Source organism: Caulobacter sp. 602-1 (genome assembly GCF_003931565.1).
In the GTDB taxonomy this organism is placed as follows: domain Bacteria; phylum Pseudomonadota; class Alphaproteobacteria; order Caulobacterales; family Caulobacteraceae; genus Caulobacter.
In genome coordinates, this window is the sequence record NZ_RRYI01000009.1 from 38,066 (window position 1) to 62,247 (window position 24,182).

At 69.1% G+C, this 24,182-nt stretch carries 18 protein-coding genes; 6 read left to right on the plus strand and 12 right to left on the minus strand.

Annotation, left to right across the window (positions count from 1 at the left end):
• Positions 1-105: 105 nt before the first annotated feature.
• Together glp and EIK80_RS21675 are read left to right on the plus strand one after the other, a co-directional pair.
• On the plus strand, positions 106-1,332 hold the full coding sequence (glp, locus tag EIK80_RS21670; RefSeq protein ID WP_125159094.1) for a gephyrin-like molybdotransferase Glp: 1,227 nt from the start codon (positions 106-108) through the stop codon (positions 1,330-1,332).
• An 84-nt stretch (positions 1,333-1,416) separates the two neighbouring features.
• Positions 1,417-3,303 carry a nucleoside-diphosphate sugar epimerase/dehydratase gene (locus tag EIK80_RS21675; RefSeq protein WP_125159095.1) on the plus strand — a complete coding sequence of 629 codons (1,887 nt, stop codon included), beginning with the start codon at positions 1,417-1,419 and terminating at the stop codon, positions 3,301-3,303.
• A gap of 6 nt (positions 3,304-3,309) precedes the next feature.
• On the opposite strand, the gene EIK80_RS21680 is transcribed toward EIK80_RS21675, so the two are convergent.
• The 3 genes from EIK80_RS21680 to EIK80_RS21690 all read right to left on the minus strand — a co-directional run bounded on the left by EIK80_RS21680 (position 3,310) and on the right by EIK80_RS21690 (position 6,902).
• Positions 3,310-4,215 (minus strand): NAD(P)/FAD-dependent oxidoreductase, encoded by a 906-nt coding sequence (locus tag EIK80_RS21680; protein WP_199743583.1) that lies wholly within the window; start codon positions 4,213-4,215, stop codon positions 3,310-3,312.
• A 17-nt stretch (positions 4,216-4,232) separates the two neighbouring features.
• On the minus strand, positions 4,233-4,628 hold the full coding sequence (locus EIK80_RS21685; RefSeq protein ID WP_125159097.1) for a DUF3597 family protein: 396 nt from the start codon (positions 4,626-4,628) through the stop codon (positions 4,233-4,235).
• A gap of 78 nt (positions 4,629-4,706) precedes the next feature.
• Complete coding sequence (locus EIK80_RS21690) at positions 4,707-6,902, minus strand: catalase (RefSeq protein WP_125159098.1); 2,196 nt, start codon at positions 6,900-6,902, stop codon at positions 4,707-4,709.
• A gap of 128 nt (positions 6,903-7,030) precedes the next feature.
• On the opposite strand from EIK80_RS21690, the gene cytX reads away from it, so the two are divergent.
• Both cytX and EIK80_RS21700 read left to right on the plus strand, forming a co-directional pair.
• Positions 7,031-8,308, plus strand: a complete 1,278-nt coding sequence (gene cytX / locus EIK80_RS21695; RefSeq protein WP_125159099.1) for a putative hydroxymethylpyrimidine transporter CytX — start codon at positions 7,031-7,033, stop codon at positions 8,306-8,308.
• A 127-nt stretch (positions 8,309-8,435) separates the two neighbouring features.
• The gene (locus tag EIK80_RS21700; protein WP_125159100.1) at positions 8,436-8,873 is read left to right on the plus strand and encodes a PepSY domain-containing protein; all 438 of its coding nucleotides are present in this window, start codon (positions 8,436-8,438) and stop codon (positions 8,871-8,873) included.
• Positions 8,874-9,009: 136 nt separating this feature from the next.
• On the opposite strand, the gene EIK80_RS21705 is transcribed toward EIK80_RS21700, so the two are convergent.
• The 3 genes from EIK80_RS21705 to EIK80_RS21715 form a co-directional block, all read right to left on the minus strand.
• Positions 9,010-12,249, minus strand: coding sequence for an error-prone DNA polymerase (locus EIK80_RS21705; protein WP_125159101.1), 3,240 nt, complete (start codon positions 12,247-12,249; stop codon positions 9,010-9,012).
• Positions 12,250-12,363: 114 nt separating this feature from the next.
• Positions 12,364-13,911 carry a DNA polymerase Y family protein gene (locus tag EIK80_RS21710; RefSeq protein ID WP_125159102.1) on the minus strand — a complete coding sequence of 516 codons (1,548 nt, stop codon included), beginning with the start codon at positions 13,909-13,911 and terminating at the stop codon, positions 12,364-12,366.
• Positions 13,826-14,608: an ImuA family protein gene (locus tag EIK80_RS21715; RefSeq protein WP_199743584.1), complete on the minus strand. Its 783-nt coding sequence runs from the start codon at positions 14,606-14,608 to the stop codon at positions 13,826-13,828. The genes EIK80_RS21710 and EIK80_RS21715 overlap by 86 nt, the downstream gene beginning before the upstream one ends.
• A 122-nt stretch (positions 14,609-14,730) precedes the next feature.
• Here EIK80_RS21715 and EIK80_RS21720 point away from each other — a divergent pair, with 122 nt between their 5' ends.
• Together EIK80_RS21720 and EIK80_RS21725 are read left to right on the plus strand one after the other, a co-directional pair.
• Positions 14,731-17,916 (plus strand): carboxyl transferase domain-containing protein, encoded by a 3,186-nt coding sequence (locus EIK80_RS21720; RefSeq protein ID WP_125159103.1) that lies wholly within the window; start codon positions 14,731-14,733, stop codon positions 17,914-17,916.
• 104 nt (positions 17,917-18,020) lie between these two features.
• Positions 18,021-18,758 (plus strand): hypothetical protein, encoded by a 738-nt coding sequence (locus EIK80_RS21725; RefSeq protein WP_125159104.1) that lies wholly within the window; start codon positions 18,021-18,023, stop codon positions 18,756-18,758.
• Positions 18,759-18,799: 41 nt separating this feature from the next.
• Here EIK80_RS21725 and EIK80_RS21730 read toward each other — a convergent pair whose 3' ends face one another.
• From EIK80_RS21730 to EIK80_RS21755, 6 genes are all read right to left on the minus strand, one after another.
• On the minus strand, positions 18,800-19,606 hold the full coding sequence (locus tag EIK80_RS21730) for an FkbM family methyltransferase (protein WP_125159105.1): 807 nt from the start codon (positions 19,604-19,606) through the stop codon (positions 18,800-18,802).
• Positions 19,607-19,685: 79 nt separating this feature from the next.
• Positions 19,686-20,087, minus strand: coding sequence for a VanZ family protein (locus EIK80_RS21735; RefSeq protein WP_199743585.1), 402 nt, complete (start codon positions 20,085-20,087; stop codon positions 19,686-19,688).
• Between the two features lie 123 nt (positions 20,088-20,210).
• On the minus strand, positions 20,211-21,791 hold the full coding sequence (gene serA, locus EIK80_RS21740; RefSeq protein ID WP_125159106.1) for a phosphoglycerate dehydrogenase: 1,581 nt from the start codon (positions 21,789-21,791) through the stop codon (positions 20,211-20,213).
• Positions 21,792-21,940: 149 nt separating this feature from the next.
• Positions 21,941-23,113 carry a phosphoserine transaminase gene (locus tag EIK80_RS21745; RefSeq protein ID WP_125159107.1) on the minus strand — a complete coding sequence of 391 codons (1,173 nt, stop codon included), beginning with the start codon at positions 23,111-23,113 and terminating at the stop codon, positions 21,941-21,943.
• Between the two features lie 136 nt (positions 23,114-23,249).
• Entirely contained in the window at positions 23,250-23,579 is a 330-nt protein-coding gene (locus EIK80_RS21750; protein ID WP_233586908.1) for a hypothetical protein, read from the minus strand.
• A gap of 180 nt (positions 23,580-23,759) precedes the next feature.
• Positions 23,760-24,089 (minus strand): hypothetical protein, encoded by a 330-nt coding sequence (locus EIK80_RS21755; RefSeq protein WP_125159109.1) that lies wholly within the window; start codon positions 24,087-24,089, stop codon positions 23,760-23,762.
• Positions 24,090-24,182: the final 93 nt, after the last annotated feature.

Below are 24,182 nucleotides of genomic sequence, written 5' to 3' on the forward strand. Positions count from 1 at the left end.
ATCAAAGCCCCCTATACCTTGTCATCCCGGAAGCCTCGCAGAGGCTCTGTCCGGGACCTGGCTCCACGCTTCGCTTTGGCCGGGATGACAGGATTTGGATTCCCGATGACCGATCCCGCGCCGCGCCAGCTCAAGAACCTCACCGTCGAAGACGCCCGCGCCCGGATCCTTGAGGGCGCCGGCCGCCTCGGCGTCGAAACCGTCGCGCTCGAAGCCAGCCTGGGCCGCGTCCTCGCCCAGAGCGTCGCCGCCTCCCGCCCGCAGCCGCCGTTCGACGCCTCGGCCATGGACGGCTGGGCGATCCGGCGCGCGGACTACGCCCCGGGCAAGGCCTTCACGATCGCCGGCGAAAGCGCGGCGGGCAAAGCCTACCCGCATGACGTCCAGGCCGACCAGGCCGTGCGAATCTTCACCGGAGCTCCGATCCCGGCCGGCGCCGACCTCGTCGTCATCCAGGAAGAGGCCGTCCGCGACGGCGATACGGTCCGCTTCGAAGCGGGCGAGACCCCCAAGTCCAACAGCCGCCCGGCGGGCGGCGACTTCCGGGCCGGCGACGTCCTGCTCGAGCCCGGCGTCGTCATCGATCCGTGGCGGCTCAGCCTCGTCGCCTCGGCCGGCCTCGCCCAGGTCGCCGTCGCCCGCCGGCCGCGCGTGGCGATCCTGGCGACCGGCGACGAGCTGGTCCCGCCCGGCGCCAGCCCGCGTCCCGACCAGATCTTCGAGAGCGGCTCGTTCAGCCTGGTCGCCCTGGTCCAGGCCTGGGGCGGCGAGGCCTTCCGCCTGACCGCCCAGGTCGACGACGCGGCGGCCATCGCCGCCGCCGTTCAACCGGCCGAAGCCGACCTGATCGTCACCATCGGCGGCGCCTCGGTCGGCGACCACGACCTGGTCAAACCGGCCCTGAAGACCCTGGGCCTGGAGCTCGCCGTCGAGACGATCGCCGTGCGCCCTGGCAAGCCGACTTGGTCCGGCCGCCTTTCGGATGGTCGCCGCGTGCTGGGCCTCCCCGGCAACCCCGCCTCGGCCCTGGTCTGCGCCGAGCTGTTCCTGCGCCCGCTGCTGGCGGCCCTGGTCGGCGCCGACGCCGAGGTCCGCCTGGTTCCCGCGGGCCTGGCCGAGCCCCTGCCCGCGACGGGTCCCCGCGAGCACTGGATGCGCGCGGCCCTGTCCATCGATCCCGAGGGGCGAACGATCGCGCGGGCGTTCACCGATCAGGATTCCTCGCTGGTCGGCGTCTTCGCGCGGGCCGATGCTCTGCTGCGACGACGGGCGGGAGCCTCCGCCGCTTCGGCGAACGCCGTCGTCGAAGTTCTGCCGCTGCGCCGGGGCTGAAACCGCGACGGCGGCAATTTGACGTGCTAAGCCCGGATGAGTTTCACGGGCGCGACCCGACCTTCAGGCCGAGAGGTTCGTTTCATGGGGCATGCAGGCAAGATCGCGACCCACGTCCTGCTGGCTGTTTTGGCCTTGCTGGTCGGGCGCTACCTCGTCATCGACATGCCCTTCACGCCCGACACCCTGGTTCAGGCGGGCTATTACGGCCTGGGCGCGCTGATCGTCGAGCTGCTGTTCCGCGTCGAGCGCGCGCCCTGGCGATTCGTCTCGGCCAGCGACCATCTGCGCCTGTTCCGCTCCGCCGTGCTCACGGCGGCGACCTTCCTGGCCATCACCCGCCTGGTGCATCCGGGAATCGACGGGGGCCTGCGCATGGTCGCCGGCGCGGCCCTGATCCAGGCCACCTTCCTGTCGGCCCTGCGCGTCATCCGCCGCAGCCTGCACGAGCGCCAGCTGTTCGATTCAGTTCTGCGCCTGGGCCCCGCCTCGATGCAGCCGGCCCTGCCCCGCCTGCTGATCATCGGTTCGGCCAACGAGGCCGAGGCTTTCCTGCGCGCCCCGGCCGGCCTGGGCGAACGCTACGCCCCGATCGGCGTGGTCTCGCCGCATGACCGCGAAATGGGCGACGAGCTGCGCGGCGTCTGCGTGCTGGGCTCCATCGCCGACTTCGACAGCGTGCTGGCCCGCCTTCGCGACAGCGGCCTCTCGCCCTCGGCGATTCTGTTCCTGACCGACAGCGCCATGAGCACCTTCGGCGCCGAGCGCCTGGGTCGCCTGAAGACCGAGGGCGTGCGCCTGCTGCGCCGTCACGGCGTGGTCGAGATGGGCGCCGACGCGGCCGCCGTCGCCTCCCTGCGCGAGATCAGCATCGAGGAACTGCTCAGCCGTCCGCCCGTGCGTCTCGATCCCGAGCCCGTCCGCGCCCTGGTCGCGGGTCGCCGCGTTCTGGTCACCGGGGCCGGCGGCAGCATCGGCTCGGAACTGTGCCGCCAGATCGCCGCCAGCGGCTGCGCCCACCTGACCATGGTCGACGCCTCGGAATACAACCTGTTCCACATCGACCGTGAAATGGCCCAGACGTGGCCGAGCATGCCGCGCCGGGAGATCCTCTGCGACGTCCGCGACGCCGCCCGGGTCCACCGCGTGTTCGCCGAGCAGCATCCCGACATCATCTTCCACGCCGCGGCGCTCAAGCATGTGACGCTGGTCGAGAACCATCCGTGCGAGGGCGTGCGCACCAATGTGCTGGGCACTCGCAACGTCGCCATCGCGGCCAAGGCCTGCGGCGCGGCGCATCTCGCCCTGATCTCCACCGACAAGGCCGTGGCCCCCACCAGCGTGATGGGCGCGGCCAAGCGCGTGGCCGAGGCCGTGGCGCGCCAGTATGGCGGCGGCGGCGACATGCGCGTCAGCATCGTCCGCTTCGGCAACGTGCTGGGCTCGGCCGGCTCGGTGGTGCCGATCTTCCAGAGCCAGATCGCCCGCGGCGGCCCGATCACCCTGACCGACGCCGCGGTCGAGCGCTACTTCATGACCATCCCAGAGGCCGTGCAGCTGGTGCTGCGCGCCGTGGCCCTGTCGCGCATCGCTTCCGAGCCCGAGGCGGGCGTCCTGACCCTGGAAATGGGCGAGCCGGTCAAGATCATCGACCTGGCCCGCCGGATGATCGAGCTGCAGGGCCTGACGCCCGGCAAGGACATCGAGATCCTGATCACCGGCCTGCGTCCCGGCGAGAAACTGACCGAGACCCTGGTCGACGTGAACGAGATCGCCCGCCCCAAGGCCCCCGGCATCATGGAAGCCCTGCGCCTGGCCGACGCGCCGATCATCGAGCCCGAGCGCCTGATAGCCCTGGACGCCCTGGCCGAGGACGGCGACGAAGCCGCCGTGCGGGCTCACCTGTTCGACCTGGTCGAGGAACTGCGCCAGGTCGGGCCGTCCAAGGTGGTCAAGATCCGGGCGTCCTGAGACGCGCTAGCGCAACAGCGGCGCCCGCGCGGCCAGATCGTTGCGCAGCGTGGTCGCGGCGACCCCGGCCTCGCCCATGGCGTGGCTGATCTGGTCCAGACCCAGCACCACATCGCCAGCCGCGTAGAGGCCAGGAATGCTGGTGCGCTGATGGGCGTCGACCTTGATGCAGCCATCCTCGGTGACGGCCGCGCCCAGGGCGCGCGCCAGGTCCGAATGGACGTCGGAGCCCAGGGACGGATAGACGGCGTCGAAGCGCAGCCGGCCCGCCGCGCAGGTCACGACCAGACCGTCGCGCTCGAGATGGAAGTCACGCACCGGGCCGGCGAAGCGCTTGACTCCGATGGCGTCGAGGCGGGCGTGCGCGGCGTCGTCGAGACCATCCTGGCCGGTCAAGCCGATCAGGCTGACATCGGCGGTATAGCCGCGCAGGAACTCGGCCTCGCGGGCGGCGCGCGGACCGCGACCGACGACCGCCACGGCCTGGTCGGTGACCTCGTAGCCGTCGCAGACCGGACAATAGCGCAAACGCCCCTGCCGCAGCGCCTCGGCATGGAGCGCCTCGTCCATCAGCGGCCGCCGATTGGTCACCCCCGTGGCGAGGAGAACGGTTCGGGCCGAAATCCCGCGATCGGACAGCGTGGCGAGGAAGCCGTCCTCGCCACGCTCCAGGTTGGTGACCCGTCCCGCGATCAGCGCGGCTCCGTAGAGGATCGCCTGTTCGCGCATGCGCTCCAGCAGCGCCACGCCGGAGATTCCCTCGGGAAAGCCGGCGTGGTTGCGGGTGAGCGGGATCTTCTCGGCGCGGCTGTCTCCGGCGTCGACCACCTGCACCGACAGGTGGAAGCGCGCGGCGTAGATCGCGGCGGTCAGGCCGGCGGGCCCGCCGCCGATGATGAGACAGTCGATCATGGGCGTCAGAGGGCAGCCTAGTCTCTGAGGGTCGCCGGAACGTGGCCGCCGTTCTCGGCCAGCTTGGCCCAGACCGCCTTTTGCAGGGCGATATTCTGTTCGGCGCTGCCGTCGGCGCCGGCGTGGACGCCAAGTTCCTGGCCCAGGGCCGCGCGGGCCTGCAAGCTGGAATCGAGATCCAGCAGCTTCAGCAGATCGACGATCGAGGTCCGCCAGTTGCCGCCGCCGCCCTTCTGGGTCGCGAGCTCGGTCAAGACGGCCTCGACGTCAACCGACGCCGACGTCGCCGGAGCAGGCGCCGCGGCCGTGGTCGGCGTGGTCGGCGTCGGCGCGGCCTGAGGGGCCGGACGCGGCGCTTGCGCGGGCTGATTGCGATGGAAGATCTTGTTCAGGATGTTGCCGAAGATGCTCATGAAGTCCTGCGATGGGTCTGACGCTAGGCGCGCTCTGATGGGCTAATCCGCCCGGATAGGCTTCGTTCCGTGACTTGCTCAGGCCGCCGCGACCAGCGGTTTGGGCGGCGGACGCACGAGGGGCTCGCGCGCCCAGGTCCGACCGGCCGAAGCCGCGGCGATGAAGTCGTCGAGGCTGGCGTCCGGCAACGCGATCAAGCCCGCATCGTCATCCGGCCCGACATCGACGACGCCACCCGCCGCGAACAGAGGCGCGGCCGAGGGCAGGTAGGCGATGACCTTCAGGTGGCCATAGGCGTCGCGCAGGAAGTTGACCGCCGCCGCCTCGATCGCCAGCTGCTCGCCGCCGTCATCGGAGGGCAGGATCGCCACCGCGTCGAACAGCACCGAGGGACCGCCGTCGATCTTGTGGTCGACCGGCAGCAACGCGCCGCTGGCCGTGGTCACGCCGTAAATGGTCGGGCCGACGATCTGCAGCTTCGCGCCCGCCGCCTCGACCGCGGCCTTCAGTTTAGCGACCAGCTTGTCATCGCAACCGTCGCTGACGAGAGCGCCGATCTTGCGGCCCTCCAGGGTCGGCGCGGCCTTGGCCAGCAGGCTGAGCATGGGCGAGGGGTCCATGTCCTTGGCCGGGACCGGCGCGGGAGCCGGGACGATCTTGCCCGGGAAACCCAGGCCCTCGGCCACCGACTGGGCCAGGAACTGATCGATGTGGATCAGCCGAGACAGCACCGCCTCGCGAACGCGGGGCGTCACGCACTTGCTGAGCTCGAAGACCAGGGCCGCGACGATGTGGTCCTGCTCGGGCTTGGTCTGGCTGGCGAAGAACAGCCGCGCCTGGGTGTAGTGGTCGGCGAAGGTCTCCGGCCGCAGGCGCAACTGCTCGCCGGCCTCGGGATTGGGGAAGGTGTGGAAGCCGTTCTCCAGCGACTCGCGCGCCACGTCGACGCCAAGGCTGGAGGGCTCATAGTTCACCTGCCCCTTGGGGACGCCCATCTGCATGTGGCCGTCGCGCTGCAGATTGTGGAACGGGCACTTGGGCTGGTTGATCGGGATCTGGTGGAAGTTGGGCCCGCCCAGGCGCTTGAGCTGGGTGTCCTGGTACGAGAACAGCCGGCCCTGCAGCAGCGGGTCGTTGGTGAAGTCGATGCCCGGCACCACGTGGGCGGCGCAATAGGCGACCTGCTCGGTCTCGGCGAAGAAGTTGTCGGGGTTGCGATCCAGCACCATGCGGCCGACCACGCGCAGGGGGATGAGCTCCTCCGGGATCAGCTTGGTGGCGTCCAGCACATCGAAGTCGAAGCCGTCGGCCTGCTCCTGGGTGAAGGTCTGCAGGCAGAACTCCCATTCGGGGAAGTCGCCGCCCTCAATGGCTTCCCAAAGGTCGCGGCGGTGGAAGTCGGGATCGGCGCCGTTGATCTTGAGGGCCTCGTCCCAGACCACCGACTGAGAGCCCAGCTTGGGCCGCCAGTGGAACTTGACGAAGGTCGAGTCGCCCGCCGCGTTCACTAGCCGGAAGGTGTGGACGCCGAAGCCTTCCATCATCCGCAACGAGCGCGGGATCGCCCGGTCGCTCATCGCCCACATGATCATGTGCATGCTCTCGGGCGTCAGCGAGATGAAGTCCCAGAAGGTGTCGTGGGCGGTGGCGGCCTGCGGAAACTCACGGTCCGGGTCCTGCTTGGCCGCGTGGATCAGGTCGGGGAACTTGATGGCGTCCTGGATGAAGAACACCGGCATATTGTTGCCGACGAGATCGAAATTGCCTTGCTGGGTATAGAATTTGACCGCGAACCCGCGCACGTCGCGCGGCAGGTCGGCCGAGCCCTTGTTGCCGGCCACGGTCGAAAAGCGGGTGAACACCGGGGTGCGCTCACCCGGGCGCTGCAGGAAGTCTGCACAGGTGACGTCGGCGCAGGACTCCAGGCACTCGAAGAAGCCGTGCGCGGCCGAACCCCGCGCGTGAACCACGCGCTCCGGGATGCGCTCGTGGTCGAAGTGCATGATCTTTTCGCGCAGGATGAAGTCCTGCAGCAGCACCGGCCCACGCGCGCCGGCCTTCAGCGAGTTCTGGTTGTCGGCGATCGGCACGCCCTGGTTGGTGGTCAGTTGCGCAGCCGGACCGTCGGCCTGCTGATGCGTTTCGCCGCCGGGGGCGACCAGCGTCTCGCCCTCGGTCGACGGGCCCGCGGGTTGGGGGACCTTTGTCCCGGTCGGGGGCTTGGCGCTTACGCGCGTGGCCGTCTTGGCCTTGGTCTTCGCCGGGGTGGCCATGAGCGTCTTCCGATTGTGTGGATGTGAGAACCTAACGTCCGCTCGTGGCGCGAGGTTGCGGTCGTGAACTCGACACATCGGCGACTTCGGTATCGCGTCCCGAAGATGAGCTGCTAAACCGGAGGCCCATGGCCAAACTTCACGACACCTACGATCCCCTGACCCCCGTGCCGGAAGCGCGCCGGGCGTTCCGCGCCCAGGACGCGTTTTCGCTGTGGTTCAGCCTGGGCATCGGCCTCCTGGTGCTGCAGGCCGGCGCGTTCCTGGTACCCGGCCTGAGCCTGGGCATGGCGCTGGCGGCGATCGTCACCGGCTCGGTGCTGGGCGCCCTGCTGCTGGCCGCCGCCGGGGTGGTCGGGACCGACACCGGCCTGTCGTCGATGGGCGCCCTGCGCCTGGCCCTGGGCGCGCGCGGCGCGGCCGTCCCGGCGGTGCTCAACGCCATCCAGCTGACCGGCTGGGGCGCGTTCGAGATCATCGCCATGCGCGATTCCGCCGACGCCCTGGCCAAGCAGACCTTCGGCTTTTCCAGCCCGGTGATCTGGACCCTGGCCTTCGGCCTCCTGGCGACCTTCCTGGCCATCCAGGGGCCGGTGTCGTTCGTGCGCCGCTTCCTGCGCGCCTGGGGCCTGTGGCTGCTGCTGGCCGGCGCCGGATGGCTGAGCTGGCGGCTGCTGGCCGAGCACGACCTCTCCGCCCTGCTGGCCAAGGCTGGAACCGGCGAGATGAGCTTCGGCGCCGGCGTCGACCTGGTGGTGGCCATGCCGCTGTCGTGGCTGCCGCTGATCGCCGACTACACCCGCTTTGGCCGCACTAGCGGCGGCATGTTCAAGGGTTCGGCGGCCGGCTACGTCCTGGCCAACATCTGGTTCATGGCGCTCGGAGCCGCGTACGCCCTGGCGGCCGGCGGCGGCGAGAGCCTGTTGCTGACGGCCCTGGCGGCCAGCGGCGGCGGGATCGCCCTGCTGCTGATCGTCATCGACGAGACCGACAACACCTTCGCCGACATCCATTCGGCCGCCGTCTCGACCGCCACGCTCGTCCCCGCCAAGCCCGCCAACCTGGCCCTGGTGTTCGGCGCGCTGTGCACGACCATCGCCCTCTTCGCGCCGATCACCCAGTACGAAGGCTTCCTGCTGCTGATCGGCTCGGTGTTCGCGCCGCTGTTCGGCGTGCTGCTGGCCGACCACTTCGTCCTGCGCCGTCGCGCCGCCGCCGTGTCTGGGGGCGGCGTGAACCTGCCCGGCCTGCTGGCCTGGGCTATCGGCATCGCCGCTTATCAAGCGCTTAGCCGCCTGGCCCCGGACCTCGGCGCGACCCTGCCCAGTTTCGTGGCGGCGGGGGTGGTTTATCTGGGGCTGAAGCGAGCATGGGGCGGCCGGAGGTCGTCCGACCCGACTCTTTGACATGCAGCAATGCGCCGATGCCGCTGACGACCAAGGCTGTCCCCCACAGCGACGGCAGAGGACAAGGCGAATGACCACGCCAACCGGCACGGCAAGAAGGTTGCCTCGGCATCCGGCCGCACTACAGATGCTCTTACGCAAGTGGCACGCCTACATCGGCATGATCATCGCGCCAACCGTCCTGCTCTTCGCCTTGACGGGCGTGTTGCAGATCTACGAGTTGCACGAAGCCCATCCTGGCTACGCACCGCCAGCGGTCGTGGCCAAGCTGGGGGTTTTGCACAAGAAGCAGCTTTATCGCGAGGGGCGTCGTCCCCAGTCGCAACCCTCCGCGAAGCCCTCGCCGGGGCCCGCCCCGGCCGCATCGCGTCCGGAAGCCAAGGCTCAGCGGCTTCCGACGACCTTGCTGAAGGCGTTCTTCGCCCTGGCGTCGGTCGGCCTGATCATCTCGACGATCACCGGCGTCTGGATGACCCTGCGCCAGCCATTGCACCGTATGCGCCATATCCTGCTGCTGGTGGTCGGGACGGTCGTTCCCTTCGTCCTGTCCTGCCTTAGCCAATGAACGGCGAAATCCGCAGCCTCGTCTAGAGCCCTTTAGCTTTAGATGGAATCATCTAAAGCGTTCAAAATGGCTCTAAATGTTTGATTCTAGAGCCTGTTTTCCCGGTTTAGATGGTTCCATCTAAACGGGACAGGCTCTAGTGGAAATCCCGGCTCCGTAGCAGACGGCCCGACACCTTCTGGCGCACGCGGGGGGCCGGCGCGCCCGGCTCGTCGCGCAGGGTGGACAGGTGCGCCGACAGGTCGGTGAAGCCCTCGGCCACCACGTGGATGACGTTCTCGGCCCTTTGCACCCGGCCATGGACGACCAGGAACGAAGCGGTCATCACCACATTGCGGTCGGCCTCGAAGCGGTCCTTCCAGACCACTGCGTTGGCCACGCCTGTCTCGTCCTCCAAGGTCACGAACACCACGCCCTTGGCCGTCCCGGGCCGCTGGCGGATCAGGACGAGCCCCGCCACCGACACCTTGCGGCCGTCCTTCAGGGTCAGCAGCTGCTCGGCCGTGATCACTCCGCGCCGCGTCAGCATCGACCGGTAGAAGGCCATCGGGTGATGTTTCAGGGAAAGGCTGGTGGTGCGGTAGTCCTCGGCCACCTCCTGCGGCTGGCCCATGGCCGGCAGCGCCGCGCGGTCCTCGAACAGCGGCAGGCCGGCCAGCAACGGCGCCTGCACCGGCGCCTTGTGCTCGCCCTTCAGTCCCTTCACCGCCCACAGCGCCTCGCGGCGGGTCAGCCCGACCGAAGCGAAAGCGTCGGCCTCGGCCAGCAGCTCCAGCGCGCGCTGGGGCACGCCGCCCTGGGCGAACTCACCCGGGGTGCGGGCGCCCTCGGCGCGAACATGGACCAGGGTTTTCACATCGCCTTCCTTCAGGCCCTTGATCTGGCGAAATCCCAGACGCACGGCCTTCCACCGTGGGCGGTTCTGGTCGCTGGCGATCTTGTCCGCGCGGATCCGAGGCGCGCGGAAGCCCGCCGTCACGCTCTCCAGCGTGCAGTCCCAGTCGCTGCCCAGGATGTCGGGCGGCAGCACCTCCACCCCATGCTCGCGCGCGTCGCGGACCAGCTGGGCCGGCTGGTAGAAGCCCATGGGCTGAGAGTTGATCAGGGCCGCGCAAAACACGTCCGGCCAGGCCCATTTGATCCACGCCGAGACGTAAACCAGCTTGGCGAAGCTGGCCGCGTGGCTCTCCGGAAAGCCGTAGTGGCCGAAGCCCTCGATCTGCTTGAAGCACCGCTCGGCGAAATCGCGCTGGTAGCCGCGCGCGACCATGCCCTCGACGAACCGGTCGCGATATTCGTCCGGCGTGCCCAGGTTGCGGAAGGTGGCCATGGCCTTGCGCAGGCCGTCGGCCTCATCGGGCGTGAACTTAGCCGCCTCGATGGCCAGGCTCATGGCCTGCTCCTGGAAGAGCGGCACGCCGTAGGTGTTGCCCAGGATCTGTTTCAGCTCATCTTCGGGGCCATGCTCCGGCGACGGCGCGGGCATGTCCACGGGTTCGATCCCATTCCGCCGCTTCAGGTACGGGTGCACCATGTCGCCCTGAATCGGGCCGGGTCGGACGATCGCCACCTCGATGACCAGGTCGTAGAACCGCCGGGGCTTCAGCCTCGGCAGCATCGACATCTGCGCCCGGCTCTCCACCTGGAAGACGCCCACGCTGTCGGCGACGCACAGCATGTCGTAGACGCCGGGCAGCTCGACCGGGACATCGGCCAGGTCGACGATCGGCTCGCCATGATCGGCCCGCAACATGCCGAAAGCGCGCTGGATGGCGGTCAGCATGCCCAGGGCAAGCACGTCGACCTTCATCAGCTTCAGGCTATCGATGTCGTCCTTGTCCCACTCGATGAAGGTGCGGTCGGGCATGGCCGCGTTGCCGATCGGCACGGTCTCGTCCAGCCGCCGCTTGGTCAGGACGAAGCCGCCGACGTGCTGCGACAGGTGGCGCGGGAAACCCATCAGCTCGGTCGCCAGGTTGACCGCACGAGCGATCTCCGGCGCCTCGGGGTCCAGACCCGCGTTGCGCAGATGCTCCTCGGGCAGGCCCGAACCCCAGCTGCCCCAGACCGTGCCGGCCAATAGCGAGGTGACGTCCTCGGTCAGGCCCAGGGCCTTGCCGACATCGCGGATGGCGCTGCGCGGGCGGTAGTGGATCACCGTCCCGCAGATGGCGGCATATTCCCGGCCATAGCGCCGATAGACGTACTGCATCACCTCCTCGCGGCGCTCGTGCTCGAAATCGACGTCGATGTCCGGCGGCTCGCCGCGGTTCTCGGAGATGAAGCGGGTGAACAGCAGCCGGTGCTCGGTCGGATCGATCGCCGTCACGCCCAGGCAGAAGCAGACCGAGGAATTGGCCGCCGACCCCCGTCCCTGGCACAGGATGCCCATGCTTCGGGCCTCGCGCACGATGTCGTGCACGGTGATGAAATAGTTGGGGTAGTCCATCTTGGCGATCAGCCGCAGCTCTTCCTTCAGCTGCGCCGCGACCTTCTCCGGCACGCCGGCCGGATAACGCCAGGCCGCGCCGGACCAGGTGAGATCGCTCAGGTGCTGCATCGCCGTCTTGCCGGGGGGGACCGGTTCGTCCGGATATTCCTCGTTGAGCTGCCCCAGGTCGAAGCCGATCCGCTCGACGATCTCGACCGTGCGCTCGACCGCGCGGGGCCAGCGTTCGAACAGGCGCGCCATCTCGGCCGGAGACTTGATGTGGCGCTCGGCATTGGCCTCCAGCCGGAAGCCGGCCTCGTGGATCGCGCAGTGCTCGCGCACACAGGTGATGACGTCCTGCAATGGTCGCCGTTCGGGGCCGTGATAGAGCACGTCATTGGTCGCCACGATCGGCGCGCCGGCGGTTCGCCCCAGATCGTCCAGGCGCGAAAGCCGCTTCAGGTCCTGGGCGGCGTAGGCGCGGCTGGCCGCCAGCCAGACCCGGCCGCGCAGGTCGCCGGCCATGCGAGCCAGATCGCGTTCGAAGGCTTCGTCAAGGACCTTCGGCGGAACGATCAGCCCGATCTGGCCGTCTGAATGGTCAAGGAAGTCCCGCCAGGACAGGTGGCACTCGCCCTTCCCGGCCCGCCGCTGGCCGACGGTCAGCAGCCGCGTCAGCCGGCCGAACGCCTCGCGGTCGGTCGGGTAGCAGAGCAGACTGGGCGTCCCGTCCATGAAGTCCAGCCGGCAGCCGCTCAGCACCCGGACATTCCGCGTCTTGGCCGCCGTCCAGGCCCGGACGACGCCCGCCAGGGTGTTGCGGTCTGTGACGCCGATGGCGGAGAGGCCCAGCGCTTCGGCCGCGATCGCCAGCTCCTCCGCGTGCGAGGCGCCGCGCAGGAACGAGAAGTTGGTGGTGGTCTGGAGCTCGGCATAGGCGGTCATCGACTTGCCCCCTCCGCGCTTCGCGCTCCTCCCCCGGAGGGGAAAGAAGGATGGCGAGCCTTCCACCCGCCTTTGGGGGCGGACGACCGCGAAGCGGTCAGGTGGGGGAAAACCTCAACCAAACAGGCCATGGATCCACCACTTCGGCGCTTCATCGACGCCGAACAGCCCCTGCCTGAAGATCCAGAACCGCCCCCCCACGTCATCCTCGACGCGGTAGTAGTCGCGGACCTTGCCGGGGCCGGTATCGGTCTCGCCGACGCCGGCGCGCCACCATTCCTGGCCGATGCGCTCGGGGCCTTCGGCGCGGCGGACGCGGTGGGCGCGGCCGCGCCAGGTGAACGACATCGGCGGGTCGTCGGGCAGTTTGGCGATGGCCGTGATCGCCTCGGGCCGCTTGAACAGCCGCACCGGCCGCGGGCGGTCGAGATCCCATTTCGCGGCCGCCGGCGGATCCAGCGGGGCCTTGCGGACGACCGAGCGTTCGGGCACGTGGCTCTCGTACGGATCGGCGCGCCAGACGCGGGCTTCGCCCAGGCGGTTGACCAGGCGGTCGATCAGAGGGGCCAGGGTCTCGTCGAGGCTGGTCCCGGCTTCAGCGTCCAGCCGGTCCTGCGCCGCCGCCAGGGGCTCGACGGCGGCGGCGTGGACGGTGACGACCTCGACGCCGAAACCGGGGTCGACCTTGTCCAGCTTCGGGATGATCAGCTTGGTCAGCCGCTTGGCGTCGCGACCGATGCGGGCCAGGTTCGCGCGGACCGGATAGGCCTGGCCGTCCAGGCGGTGGAACACGACCTCGAAACGCTTGGCCCCGCGCCCCTCGGCCTCCAGCCGCTGACAGATCAAGGCCAGGGCGTCGCCGGCCGCGCGGGCCAGGTCCTCGGGCGCGCTGATCGGCTCGAAGAAGGCCAGGCGGTCGAACCAGGGCGTGGCCGGGCGGCGGAAGGTCAAGGCCTCGGCCGCCATGCCCAGAGCCTGGTCGAGGCGCAGGGTCAGGCCCAGGCCGAAGCGCTTGGCCAGCTGGGCGCGGGGCAGAGCGAAGAGCTGCCCGACGCGGTGCAGGCCCAGGCGCGGCAGCTGGGCCTCGGCGGCGTCCTCCAGGCGCAGGGCCGCGACGGGCAGGTCCTCGATCGCCGCGCGCTGCTCACCCGGCGCGGCGATGGCCAGGTCGTCGCCAAGGCGGGCCCCAAACCGCGCCAGGGCCCAGGCCGCCCCGGCGGTGTCGGCGATCGCCGCCCGGGCCGGCACGCCCCAGCGCGCCAGCCGCGCCACGAGATCGACCAGCATGTCGCGCTCCCCGCCCCACAGGTGGTCGGTCCCGGTGATGTCGAGGAACAGGCCGTCCGCCCCGTCGATCGCCACGGCCGGCGAGAAGCGCACGCACCAGTCGCACAGGGCCTCCAGCGCGATCCGGTCGGCGACGGGGTCGTGGTCGAAGGTGACGAGGTTCGGAACCAGGGCCATGGCGTCGGCGGCCTTCTGGGCGGCGCCGAGGCCAAGGGCGCGGGCGGTCTCGTCGACGGCGGCGAGGCGGCGGGTTCCGCCCTCCGTGGCCAGCAGGGCGAAAGGCGCGGCTTCAGCCGACGTATCGTAGCCCGGGTTCCGCCGCCGCCACGTCGTGATCGGCCAGTTGGGACACCAGACGGAAAGGATGCGGGCCATGGCCGGCCTCCTGTGCTTCCAAGATCCAGGCGCCGGGACGTCCGCCCCGGCAGCGTTCGAGTTCGACCCGCCAGCGCGGAGGGCCAAGGCCGATGTCGTCCGGCGGCGACGGGGTCGGCGACGGTCCGATCCGCCAGCGGCTGAACGCGGCCGAGCCGGACACCGCCTGGCCCGCGCCCGCTCGTCCCCCGTAAGGTCTTCGGTGCAGCACCACCCCGAAGCCGCCCCGCTTCTCGCAGGCCAGTTGCAGGCGACGGCCGGCGGTCAGGTCCGGGGCCTCGGCCTCGCCGACGGCGGCGGCGACGCCCTGGGTGGAAAGCGCGTCCTCCAGCACCGACAGGGTCTCGGCCTCATCGCGCGCGCGGACCTGGATCAGCCGCTCGGTTGGGAAGCCAAGGCCGAACAGGCCGGGCGCGAACAGGTCGCTACGCCGGGCGATCCAGACGATCGCGCCCGCCTTCACCAGAGGGCGCAACAGCAGGCCGACGAAGGCGGCGGGGGCCGCGCCGGTCTCGCCCTCCAGCCCGGCGCCCGTCACCTCGTGCCAGCCGCCCAGCGGCAGGCCGCCGCCCGGGAAGCAGCCATCGATGGCCGGATCCCCGAACGGCAGGACCGGAGTCAGAGTCCGAGTCCCCGCTTCGATCGCGGCGATCCGGCCTCTCAGGGCCGCAAGACGCGCCTCGCGCGATCCGGCCATTCCTTACTCCTTGTTCCACTTTTGTTCTGATCTTGCAGCGCTGCGGAGTCAAGCCTTGGAGAGTCGGGCGGGACCGGCCAAAGTGTCTCAAACGGCCGTATGAAGCCTTCACGGGAAATCTCATGTCCCTCACCCGCGTCCTGATCGCCAACCGCGGCGAGATCGCTATCCGCATCGCCCGCGCGGCGGCGGAGGCCGGTCTCAGCTCCGTGGCCGTCCGCGCGACCGACGACGCGGGGAGCCCGCACGTGACGGCCGCCGACCGCGCGGTCGCCCTGCCTGGCGCGGGGGCCAAGGCCTATCTGGACATCACGGCGATCATCGCCGCCGCCCAGGCCGAGGGCTGCGACGCCCTGCATCCCGGCTATGGCTTCCTGTCGGAGAACCCTGGCCTGGCGCGGGCGTGCGCCGAGGCGGGGATCGTCTTCGTCGGCCCCTCGCCCGAGCACCTGGAGACCTTTGGCGACAAGGCCGCCGCCCGGGCGCTGGCGGCCGAGCGGAACGTGCCGCTGATCCCGGGGACGGGGGCGATCTCACCGGACGGCGCGCGGGCGTTCCAGGCCGAGCACGGCGCGATCATGCTGAAGGCGCGGGCCGGCGGCGGCGGGCGCGGCATGCGAGCGGTGCTGGATCCCGGCGAGTTGGACGCCGCCTTCGCCGCCTGCGCGCGGGAGGCCCTCGCGGCCTTCGGGGACGGCGGGCTCTATGCCGAGAAGCGGATCGAGCGGGCGCGCCATGTCGAGGTGCAGATCGTCGGCGATGGACGGCGGGTGCTGGCGATCGGCGACCGCGACTGCTCCCTCCAGCGGCGGAACCAGAAGCTGGTCGAGATCGCCCCGGCCGCCCTGCCCGCTCCGCTGCGGGCCGCTCTTTGGAAGCACGCCGAGACGCTGTGCGCCGGCTATCGCGGCCTGGCCACGGTCGAGTTCCTGGTCGACGCGGAGACCGGCGAGGCCTTCTTCCTGGAGGTCAATCCGCGCCTGCAGGTCGAGCATACGGTGACCGAGGAGGTCACGGGCCTGGACCTGGTGCGCCTGCAGTTCGATCTCGCGGCCGGCGCGCCCCTCGACCTGGAGGTTCCGCCGGCCTTCGGGGTCGCGATCCAGGCGCGGATCAATGCCGAGACCCTGACCGCCGAGGGCCAGGTGAAGCCGTCCAGCGGCGCGATCGGCGCCTGGAGCCCGCCGGGCGGTCCGGGCGTGCGGGTCGACGCCGGCGTGGCCGCCGGTACGACGGTCGGCGGGTCCTACGACAGCCTGCTGGCCAAGGTGATCGCGCGTGGGCGGACCCATGCCGAGGCTTCGGCGCGACTGGACCGGGCGCTGGCGGAGTTCCAGATCACCGGTGTTTCGACCACCGCGCCGCTGGTGCGGGCGATCCTGGCGGCCGCGCCGGAGAGGCCGACCACGCGGTTCATCGAGGACCACGCCGCCGAACTGGTCGCCGACTTGCCGGAGGAAAGCGCCGCGCGGTCCTTCGAGACCCTGGACGGCGCCGTCACCGTCGCCGCGCCGCTCGCGGCCACGGTCGGTTCGATCGCGGTGGCCGAGGGCGACCTCGTCCGCCCCGGCCAGGCCCTGGCCGTGCTGGAGGCCATGAAGATGGAGCATCTCGTTCCCACCGTCACCGGCGGGCGGGTGCTGAAAATCCTCGCCGCGCCCGGCGCGACCGTCGCCGAAGGCCAGCCGCTGGTGTTCCTGGAGCCGATGGAGGTCGCGGGCGACCAGGCCGTCGAAGCCGTCGCCGAGGACCTCGACACGATCCGCCCCGACCTGGCCGAGGTGATCGCCCGCCACCGACACACCCTGGACGAGGCCCGCCCCGACGCCGTCGCCAAGCGCCGCAAGACCGGCCACCGGACAGCGCGGGAGAACATCGACGACCTGGTCGATCCGGGCAGTTTCCTGGAGTACGGCGCCCTGGCCATCGCGGCGCAGAAGCGGCGGCGCTCGACCGAGGACCTGATCGCCAACACGCCCGCCGACGGGTTGATCACCGGCGTCGGAACCGTCAATGGCGGCCTCTTCCCGCCCGACAAGGCGCGGACGGCGGCCCTGGCCTACGACTTCACGGTGCTGGCCGGCACGCAAGGCGCGATGAACCACCGCAAGTCCGACCGGCTGATGGCGATCATCGCCGACCAGAAGCTGCCGGTCGTGTGGTTCGCCGAGGGCGGCGGCGGGCGGCCGGGCGACACCGACACGACGGCGGTGGCCGGGCTGGACGTGCCGACGTTTAGGAGCTTCGCCCAGCTGTCGGGCCTGGTTCCCAAGATCGCCATCGTCGCCGGCCGCTGCTTCGCCGGCAACGCCGCCATCGCGGGCCTGTCGGAGATCATTATCGCCACCCGCGACAGCAATCTGGGCATGGGCGGACCGGCGATGATCGAGGGCGGCGGGCTGGGGGTGTTCAAGCCCGAGCAGATCGGGCCATCGGCGCACCAGTGGAAGAATGGCGTCATCGACATCCTGGCCGATGACGAGGCCCACGCCACCCGACTGGCCAAGCAGGCGCTGTCCTATTTCCAAGGCGCGCTGCCGAGCTGGACCGCGCCGGACCAGCGGCGGCTGCGGGGCGCGATCCCGGAGAACCGGCTGCGGGTCTATGACGTGCGGGCGCTGATCCATGGCCTGGTCGACGAGGGTTCGTTCCTGGAGCTGCGCGGCGGCTTCGCGGCGGGCATGGTCACCGGCCTGATCCGCATCGAGGGCCGGCCGATGGGGCTGATCGCCAACGATCCGCGGCATCTGGGCGGAGCGATCGACTGCGAAGGCGCCGAGAAAGCCGCGCGGTTCCTGCAGCTCTGCGACGCCTTCGCCCTGCCGGTCCTGAGCCTGTGCGACACGCCCGGCTTCATGGTCGGTCCCGACAGCGAGGACGCCGCCGCCGTGCGCCGGGTCAGCCGCCAGTTCATCGCCGGCGCCAAGCTACGCAGCCCGCTCTTCACCGTGGTGACCCGCAAGGGCTACGGCCTCGGGGCCCAGGCCATGGCGGGCGGCAGCTTCCATTCGCCGGCCTTCATCGCCGCCTGGCCGACCGGCGAGTTTGGCGGCATGGGCCTGGAGGGCGCGGTCAAGCTGGGCTACCGCAAGGAGCTGGAAGCCGAAACCGATCCCGCCAAGCAGAAGGCGCTCTACGACCAGCTCGTGGCGCGGCTCTACGCGGCCGGCAAGGCGATCAGCATGGCCGCCGCCCTGGAGATCGACGCGGTCATCGACCCCGCCGACACCCGGCGCTGGATCGTGGGCGGACTGGACGCGGCGGCGGGGGTGTCCAAGCCGTGGAGCGTGCGCGTGGACAGCTTCTAGGCTCGCGCCGCGACGAAGTCCGAGCGGAGACGCGCCAGGCGGCCAAGTCTTCAGACCGGTCAAGTTATGCAAGACTGCGGGCTCTCACGATTCGGCGGAGCGGCATGAAGCCGGTACTCATCTTTCAGCCCGGCATGGTCGGGGATCTGCTCTTCGTCCAGAAGATCGCCAAGACCTACGCCGCGACCGGGCGCCGCGTGATCATGCCGGTCCTGCAGAAGCACAGCTGGGTCTATGACGCCCTGGTCATGCCCGCGAACATCGAGACGCCGATCCTCGACACCGAGGCCTTCGACTTCCGCGACGAGCTGCTGTTCCTGAGCGACAAGATCGCCCTCAGCCCGATCGAGGGGCCGAACTATACGTTCCTGTCGCTGTTCTTCAGCTGGCGCTACGCGCCCGAGCAGACGATGGACCTGAAGTATCAGGTGGCCGGAATGGATATGGCCGACTGGGCCGACCATGTGGAGCTGCGCCGCGACCTCGCCAAGGAAGAGGCGCTGTTCAAGCTTCTGGGCCTGGACGATGGCGAGCCCTATGCGCTGCTGAACGAGCATGGCAGCAACAGCCAGATCCAGTTCACCCACAAGGCGCCCGAAAAGGAAGTCCGCCTCCGCCCGATCGAGGGCTACAGCCTGTTCGACTGGAGCACGGTGATCGAGCGGGCGGCGCGCATCGCCACGATCGACACGTCGCTGGTGCTGCTGGTCGAGATCCTGAAGATTCGCGACAAGCCCCTCAGCGTGGTGTCGCGCTATGAGCCGCCCAGCTTCCGCATCCAGAACATCCTGAGGCTGGACTGGCTGTTCTATTTCCGCGCCGAGCACCTGACCTTTTCCTAGAGCGCGCCAGGGTTAAGTGTCGGCGGTTAACCCGCTCGGGCTCAGCCGCCCGCCATCCCCTTGATCTGTTCCGACATCGGATCGTCCTGGTGAACGGCCAGGATGTTGATGCCCATGTAGTAGACGCCGTAGCCCAGGCCGATCAGGAACTCGCGCAGCTCGGACTCGTCGGACTTGATCCGCTCGATCATCATCATCGGTTTGCAGGTCGCGATGGTGCGCCGAGCGCCCCGCAGGGCCTCCATCTCCATGCCCTCGATGTCGATCTTGACGAAGTCCAGCCGCGTGAGAGCCAGATCGTCGATCGCCATCATCTGGGTGCTCTGGGCGTTCTCCGCGGAATAGTCGATCTCCTGGCCGATGAATTCGGTGCGCTCGGTCTGGCGGATCTCGAGACTGCCGAAGCTGGCGGGCTTGAAGTAGTCGGGGACGGGAACGTCGATCACCCCGCGCTCGGCGCCCACCGCCGCCCAGATCGCCCGGGCGTTGAAGCAGTTGTTCAGCGTGATATTGCCGGCCAGGGCGTAGAAGATCCGCTCCTGCGCCTCGAAGGCGATGACCTTGCCCCAGCCGGTCATCAACTGAGCCCACTCGACGGTATGGACGCCGATATTGGCGCCGCAGTCGATGGCCACCACGCCGTCGCCGAAATGGGCGCGACGCATTTCCAGCAGCCTGACGGCGGCGTCCACCTCGTCCTGGTCGAACGACGAGGTCTCCAACAGTTGGTAGCCCACGCCGTAAGCGCCGTTCTGGACGATCCTGTAGTCGTGACGATTGACCAACAGGGAGCCGTGGTTGGTCGACACCAGCACGAAGGCCGTCGGGCGGAGGTTTGACTTTCGCATTCGGCCCCAGGGATAGCCGCCGCGCCGCGATGACGGCGCCGGAATCGACGCCTGACGATAGGCCGAGAATCCTCGGCGTCTAGGGCAGTTGGACTTCGAGCTTGACGGCTTGATCCGGGGCGGGCGACGGCCTGGCGGTCAGGTCACGCAGGATGATCGGTCCAAACAGCGCGCCGATCCCGCAGGCGTCCGCCAGCACGTCGCCCCAAGCCGCGTCTCGGCCGACGAACGCCTGCAGCACCTCGATCATGCCGCCAAAGGCCAGCAGCACCAGGCCGATGCGCCAGAAGCGGCTGGCGGGCAAGGCGGTGATCGCCAGGGCGGTCAGCACATAGAAGACGATGAAGTGCTTGGCCTTGTCCCAGGGGATCAGGCCCATGCCGCCATCGTCGGGCAGCAGGGCCCGCCACAGGGCGAAGGCCGCCGCCGCGACGAAGATCGTGAAGGCCAGGACGTTGATCTTGCGATTACGAAACAACATGAGCGGCCTATCGAACGAAAAAGGGGCGTCATCCAGGCGATGCAAGGCTGAAGCCACCTTGGCCAGTCCAGACGCCCCAGTCCTGTCCCGGATCGGTCATCCGGGACAGGCAGGTCGAAGCGCCTAGAACGTCAGCGCGCGCGCTTCCTTCACGTGCGGCAGGGCCTGGATCTTGGCCAGCAGTTCGGCGGCCGGAGCCTGGTCGACGCCCACCAGGGCGATAGCGTCGGCGTCGGCCGAGAGGCGGCCCAGGTTGAAGGTGGCGATGTTGACGCCCGCCTCGCCCAACAGCATGCCCAACGCGCCGATGAAGCCCGGCTTGTCCAGGTTGTTGATGTAGAGCATGGCTGGCGAGAAGGCCGCGTCCAGCTCCATGCCCTTGACCTCGACGACGCGCGGGGCGCCGGCGATCACCGTGCCGGCGAAGCTGCGCTTGCCCTTCTCGGTGGTGATGGTCACGCGCATCAGGCTGTCATAGGTGGGGCTGACTTCCTGACGGCTCTCCGAGACGGTGATGCCGCGCTCCTTGGCGATGGCCGGGGCCGAGACCATGTTGATCTCGGCCAGCATCGGCTTCAGCACGCCGGCCAGGGCGGCGGAGGTCATCGGCTTGACGTTGAGGTTGCTGACCTCGCCCTCGAAGGCGATGTCGATCGCGGTGATGCCGAAGTCGACCATCTGGCCGGCCAGGGCGCCGATCTTCTCGGCCAGGGCCACGAAAGGCTTCAGCTTCGGCGCTTCCTCGGCCGTGATCGAGGGGCTGTTGAGGGCGTTGGTGACCGCGCCGGTCAGCAGGTAGTCGCTGACCTGCTCGGCGACCTGCAGGGCCACGTTCTCCTGCGCTTCCGAGGTGCTGGCGCCCAGGTGGGGGGTAGCCACGACCTTGTCCGAGCCGAACAGCGGGTTTTCCTTGGCCGGCTCGGTGACGAAGACGTCGAAGCCGGCGCCGCCGACATGACCGCTGTCGAGCAGGGCGCGCAGGGCGACCTCATCGACCAGGCCGCCACGGGCGCAGTTGACGATCAGCACGCCCTTCTTGGTCTTGGCCAGGTTCTCGGCCGACAGGATGTTGCGGGTCTTGTCGGTCAGCGGGGTGTGCAGGGTGATGACGTCGGCGCGGGCCAGCAGGTCTTCGAGCTCGACCTTCTCGACGCCCATCTCGACGGCGCGCTCGGGGCTCAGGAAGGGGTCATAGGCCACGACCTTCATCTTCAGGCCCAGGGCGCGGTCGGCGACGATCGAGCCGATGTTGCCGGCGCCGATCAGGCCCAGGGTCTTGGCGTACAGCTCCACGCCCATGAAGCGGTTCTTCTCCCACTTGCCGGCCTGGGTCGAGACGTCGGCGGCGGGGATCTGGCGGGCCAGGGCGAACATCATGGCGATGGCGTGTTCGGCCGTGGTGATCGAGTTGCCGAAGGGCGTGTTCATCACGACGATGCCCTTGGCCGTGGCGGCCGGGATGTCGACATTGTCGACGCCGATGCCGGCGCGGGCGATGACGCGCAGCTTGTGGGCGGCGGCGATGACGTCCTTGTCGAGCTTGGCGCCCGAGCGGATGGCGACGCCGTCATAGTCGCCGATCACGGCGATCAGCTCGTCCTTCGACAGGCCGACCTTGATGTCGAAATCGACGCCGCGGTTCTTGAAGATGTCGACGGCGGCGGGGCTGAGCTTGTCAGCGATGAGAACGCGGGGAGCGGTCATGGAGGATTTCCTTGCGGAGAATGTTTGCGAAAGCCCCCTCCACCGCCGTTCGGCGGTCCCCTTCCCCCAGAGGGGGAGGGAGGATCCTATTCCGCCCCCTTTCCGGGGGCGGACGGCCGCGCAGCGGCCAGGTGGGGGTAAGCGTTGTCTTAAGCGGCGGCCAGTTCGGCCGAGACGGTGGCGAAGGCCCAGTCGAGCCAGGGCGTCAGAGCTTCCAGGTCGGAAGCCTCCACCGTGGCCCCGCACCAGATGCGCAAACCGGCCGGGGCGTCGCGATAGCCGCCGATGTCGAGGGCCGCGCCCTCCTTCTCGAGCAGGCTGGCCAGCTTCTTGGCGAAGTCGGCCTGGGCGTCTTCCGGCAGGGCGGCGATCCGGGGATCGACCACCTTCAGGCACACCGAGGTGTTGGAGCGAATCTCCGGCGTGGCGGCCAGGAAATCGACCCAGTCGGTCTTGGCGACCCACTCGGCCAGCACGGCCAGATTCTGGTCGGCGCGGCCCCGCATGGCTTCCAGACCACCGATCGAGGCGGCCCACTTCAGCGCGTCCAGGGCGTCTTCCACGCAGAGCATCGACGGCGTGTTGATCGTCGCGCCCTCGAAGATGTCGGCGGCGATCTTGCCGTTCTTGGTCATGCGGAACAGCTTCGGCATCGGCCAGGCCGGCGTGTAGCTTTCCAGACGGGCCACGGCGCGCGGCGACAGGATCAGGATCCCGTGCGCCCCTTCGCCGCCCAGCGCCTTCTGCCAGGAGAAGGTCACGACATCGAGCTTCTCCCAGTCGAGTTCCTGAGCGAAGGCGGCGCTGGTCGCGTCGCAGATGGTGATGCCTTCACGGTCGGCCGAAATGAAGTCGGCGTTCGGGACGCGCACGCCCGAGGTCGTGCCGTTCCAGGTGAAGACCAGATCCTTGGTCGGATCGACCTTGGACGTGTCGGGCAACTGGCCGTACGGGGCGCTCAGCACCTCGACGTCGGGCAGCTTGAGTTGTTTGGTGACGTCCGTGACCCAGTCCTTGCCGAAGGACTCGAAGGCCAGCAGTTGCACGGGGCGGGCGCCGAGCATCGACCACATGGCCATCTCGACCGCGCCGGTGTCCGAACCGGCGACGATGCCGATCAGGAAGTCGGCCGGGACCTCCAGCACTTCGCGCGTCTGGTCGATGGCGGCCTTCAGGCGCGCCTTGCCCAGCTTGGAGCGGTGCGAGCGGCCCAGGACGGCGTTTCTGAGATTTTCGGGGGTCCAGCCGGGGCGCTTGGCGCAGGGGCCGGAAGAGAACTCGGGGCGAGCCGGGCGGATCGCCGGCTTGGCGAGGGTCGTCATATCGATGTCTCCCATCCTTACAGATGGACTGCATCCCGTTGGGGGGATGTGGCCCGCCGGCGAAGAACCGCGTTTCGGGGCAGATTGCAAGGGGAGATTTTTGCGAGGCGCGCGGCGTTTCGTCCGGTCGCGGCAATTATTTTGCGGCGGCGTCCGAGGCCTTACGCCAACGCCGCGCCAGGATCGAGCCGGCCAGCAGGCACAGCAGGACGCCCAGGCTGACCAGGTTATTCACCAGGGCGTAGAGGTTGTCGTATTTCCGAGCGGCCACGAGATAATAGGCATGCAGGCTGAACTGCACGCCTTGCAGCAGCACCGCAACGCCCAGCCAGCGAGTCGCGTGGCGCACCGCCAGCATCAGCAGGCCTAGGGCCAGCACGCCGTCCAGCAGCAGATAAACCGCCCGGGTGACGCTCTTGTCCGTGATGGAGCCCGCCAGGGCGAAACCGAGGGTGATCGCCAGCACCAAGGCCGCGCCGCTGCGTTCGGGTCGCCCGCCACAGCGCCACGCGACAAAACACGTGGTCGCAAGAAGCAGCCAGCCGAAAAGGACTAACGGTTGCAGGTGCGAGAGCATGATCTGGGCCTCTAACCTAGATTAGAGGCCCAAAGGTATTAAACTATTGCAATGTGCTTTTAACGAGACTTAGACCGCCTCGCGGAGGCCCGTCGGAGAAACCAGTTGTTCCTCCTTGATGAAGCCGCCCATGCGCGTGCGGATGCCGACGCGCAGACGAGTCTCATCCAGTTGCTTGTGGGCGTCGACGATCGCCGTCCGCGCCGTCGCCAGAGCCTGGACGGCTTCAGCGAACTTGGCGCTGGCGCCGTTCCCGACCGTGGCCGACAGGCCCAGGTCCTTACGAGCCTGGATCAGTTCGGCCATCATTTCCATGACTTCCACCGTGGCCGCGTCCACCGCGGCTTCGGTCGCATACAGCTTGTTGGCCACTCGTTGAGCGACAAAGACCTTTTCCAAACCCGCCTCCTTAACGAAACACTAAGAAGAAAGGTAAATAGAATGTTAAAGCAAAAGCAATGACGAAAATGCGCCCTAGCGTTGTTTTGTCGC

Bases quoted from the DNA above. Each gene is read 5' to 3' on its own strand.
- glp (WP_125159094.1), top strand. From the start codon at position 106: ATGACCGATCCCGCGCCGCGCCAGCTCAAGAACCTCACCGTCGAAGAC.
- EIK80_RS21675 (WP_125159095.1), top strand. From the start codon at position 1,417: ATGGGGCATGCAGGCAAGATCGCGACCCACGTCCTGCTGGCTGTTTTG.
- EIK80_RS21680 (WP_199743583.1), bottom strand. From the start codon at position 4,215: ATGATCGACTGTCTCATCATCGGCGGCGGGCCCGCCGGCCTGACCGCC.
- EIK80_RS21685 (WP_125159097.1), bottom strand. From the start codon at position 4,628: ATGAGCATCTTCGGCAACATCCTGAACAAGATCTTCCATCGCAATCAG.
- EIK80_RS21690 (WP_125159098.1), bottom strand. From the start codon at position 6,902: ATGGCCACCCCGGCGAAGACCAAGGCCAAGACGGCCACGCGCGTAAGC.
- cytX (WP_125159099.1), top strand. From the start codon at position 7,031: ATGGCCAAACTTCACGACACCTACGATCCCCTGACCCCCGTGCCGGAA.
- EIK80_RS21700 (WP_125159100.1), top strand. From the start codon at position 8,436: ATGCTCTTACGCAAGTGGCACGCCTACATCGGCATGATCATCGCGCCA.
- EIK80_RS21705 (WP_125159101.1), bottom strand. From the start codon at position 12,249: ATGACCGCCTATGCCGAGCTCCAGACCACCACCAACTTCTCGTTCCTG.
- EIK80_RS21710 (WP_125159102.1), bottom strand. From the start codon at position 13,911: ATGGCCCGCATCCTTTCCGTCTGGTGTCCCAACTGGCCGATCACGACG.
- EIK80_RS21715 (WP_199743584.1), bottom strand. From the start codon at position 14,608: ATGGCCGGATCGCGCGAGGCGCGTCTTGCGGCCCTGAGAGGCCGGATC.
- EIK80_RS21720 (WP_125159103.1), top strand. From the start codon at position 14,731: ATGTCCCTCACCCGCGTCCTGATCGCCAACCGCGGCGAGATCGCTATC.
- EIK80_RS21725 (WP_125159104.1), top strand. From the start codon at position 18,021: ATGAAGCCGGTACTCATCTTTCAGCCCGGCATGGTCGGGGATCTGCTC.
- EIK80_RS21730 (WP_125159105.1), bottom strand. From the start codon at position 19,606: ATGCGAAAGTCAAACCTCCGCCCGACGGCCTTCGTGCTGGTGTCGACC.
- EIK80_RS21735 (WP_199743585.1), bottom strand. From the start codon at position 20,087: ATGTTGTTTCGTAATCGCAAGATCAACGTCCTGGCCTTCACGATCTTC.
- serA (WP_125159106.1), bottom strand. From the start codon at position 21,791: ATGACCGCTCCCCGCGTTCTCATCGCTGACAAGCTCAGCCCCGCCGCC.
- EIK80_RS21745 (WP_125159107.1), bottom strand. From the start codon at position 23,113: ATGACGACCCTCGCCAAGCCGGCGATCCGCCCGGCTCGCCCCGAGTTC.